This window comes from Gluconacetobacter liquefaciens (assembly GCF_003350405.1).
Classification (GTDB): Bacteria; Pseudomonadota; Alphaproteobacteria; order Acetobacterales; family Acetobacteraceae; genus Gluconacetobacter; species Gluconacetobacter liquefaciens.
The window spans coordinates 1-2,198 of sequence record NZ_QQAW01000027.1 but is presented as its reverse complement, the minus strand read 5'-3'; the positions used below and the strand labels follow the sequence as shown (position 1 = coordinate 2,198).

Sequence of the window (2,198 nt, the reverse complement as noted above, 5' to 3'; positions counted from 1 at the left end):
CCGGTATCGGTATTGATCGTGCTGGTCGTGGGGATCGTTGCCGGGATCTATCCCGCGCTGGTGCTGTCGTCGTTTCGTCCGGCGGCGGTGCTGGCGGCGAGCCGGATGCCGACGGGCGGGCGGGTCGAGAGCATGTTGCGCAGCGTGCTGGTGGTGCTGCAATTCGGATTTGCCATCGTGCTGGCGGTCTGCACGATCGTGATGACCGACCAGGCGGCGTTCGTTCGGGTGCTGGATCGGGGAATCAGCAAGGAAGGCGTGATCGTCATTAATGCGCTGGCGGATGCCAGCCTGACGGCGCGGCAGGAGGAGATCGTGCGCCGGCTGGGCGAGGTGCCGGGGGTGCGGATCGCCACGCGATCGGACATGTATCCTCACCACACCGACGACAGTGACGATTATCGTCGTCCGGGCGGCGGCAGTCTGGTCCCTGTCTGGTGGGGCTACGCCACGCCGGGATATTTCGAGGCGATCGGGGCGAGGCTGGTCGCGGGGCGCCTGTTCGACGTCCATCAGGGCAGCGATTATCAGGCTGGGCGGGGGCAGGAAGGGGCGGGAAGCAGCATCATCATTTCGCGCCTGACGGCCGAACGGTTCGGCTTTGCGTCGCCGGAGGCGGCGGTGGGGCAGGAATTGCGAGAGGATTTGGCTGCGCGGACCTATCGCATCATCGGGGTGATCGACGACATCCGGTTTGGTGGCGCGCATGAGCCGATGCGTCCGCTGCTATATTCCGGCCGCTCGGGTTCGTTTGACGAGGCTGGTGCGATCATCCGTTACGAGGGGGCGTCACAGGCCGAGGAAATGGCGCGTCTGCGCTCGGCGTGGGCGAACATTGCCCCGGATGTCCCGTTCTCGGCCCAGGGGGTGAACGATATATTCGCCGACGATTTTCGCAGCGACCAGAATTACGGTGTTTTGTTCGGCATTGGTTCCGCTGTGGCGATCGGGATTGCCTGCCTGGGGCTGTTCGGCCTGTCGTCGTTCAACGTGTCGCGTCGCCGGCATGAGATCGGGGTGCGCAAGGTGCTGGGCGCGGATCGTCGGCAGGTCCTGACCTTGCTGGTGGGCCAGTTTCTGCGGCCGGTCTTTATCGCGAACGTGATCGCCTGGCCGGTCGCCTGGGTGTTCATGAGCCGGTGGCTGTCGGGGTTCGATCAGCGGATTGCGCTGACGCCGTGGCCTTTCGTGATCGCGGCCGGTGGGGCGGGATTGATCGCGCTGCTGACCGTGCTTGGGCAGTCGGCCAGGGCTGCGGCCAATCCGCCGGCTGCTTCGCTGAGGGCAGGGTAGGAACGGCATATACGGGAGGGCGAGTGATGTTTGCGTCCGGTTTTAGAAACCTGCCCCGGCACGGGCTCTATGGCGCGATCAATCTGCTGGGATTGGGGTTGGGGGTCGCTGTCTTTCTGACGATGATGCTGATCGTGCGATACGAATATGGCTACGATAGCTATGTGCCTGGTGCATCGCACATCTATCAGGTCGATGACGATTTTCGTCCCGCGGGGCGGGCACCTTATCAGTCGAGTTATGTCAGTTTTGTGCCGGTTCCTTTCATGGAAAAGGATTTTCCCGAGATCAGCCAGGCGGTCCGCGTGGTCGAAAAGCCGGCGCCCGTCCGGGTGGGGGACGTGCTGGTGCGGGATAGGGTGGTGTTCACCGACAGGAATTTCCTGTCCGTCTTTGCGTTGCCTTTGCTGGAGGGAGACAGGGCGACGGCACTCGACGGCCCCGGCAAGGTGGTGCTGTCGGCGAGCATGGCGCGGAAATATTTCGGCACTGTCCACGCGGTCGGCCGGCGGATGCGCATCGACAACAGCGGTGATGAGAGTGTGGTGTCGGCGATCATGGCGGAACCACCGCCCAATGCCACCAGCGATTTCAGAATCGTTACGGTTTTTCCAAGTTCCTGGCTGAAGGAATGGCCTTTCAACAATTGGGGTAGTCAGTGGGGACATGTGTGGCTGCGCATCGACGATGCGGCGGCGGTGCCGCGCATTGCCGCCGGGTTGCACGAATACCCATATCGGCACCCTGGAAACTGGAAGGAGAGCCTGGTCCGTTTTACCTATGGCGAGGGCGGGTTGGTGCTGGTGCCACTGCGCGCGGTGCATTTTCATAATGCGTCGATCGGGGAGGGTGGGGCCAGCCGGCGGCTGATCGATATCCTGGGGTTGGTCGGCGTGGCGGCGCTG

The 2,198-nt window shown here is 63.4% G+C and carries 2 protein-coding genes; both read left to right on the top strand.

Going from position 1 to position 2,198, the window contains the following annotated elements; translation table 11 throughout:
- Positions 1-1,293 (top strand): FtsX-like permease family protein (locus tag C7453_RS18550; protein ID WP_147280884.1); only part of this gene is annotated, 1,293 nt, incomplete at its 5' end.
- A 26-nt stretch (positions 1,294-1,319) separates the two neighbouring features.
- Positions 1,320-2,198 (top strand): ABC transporter permease (locus C7453_RS18545; protein ID WP_147280883.1); only part of this gene is annotated, 879 nt, incomplete at its 3' end.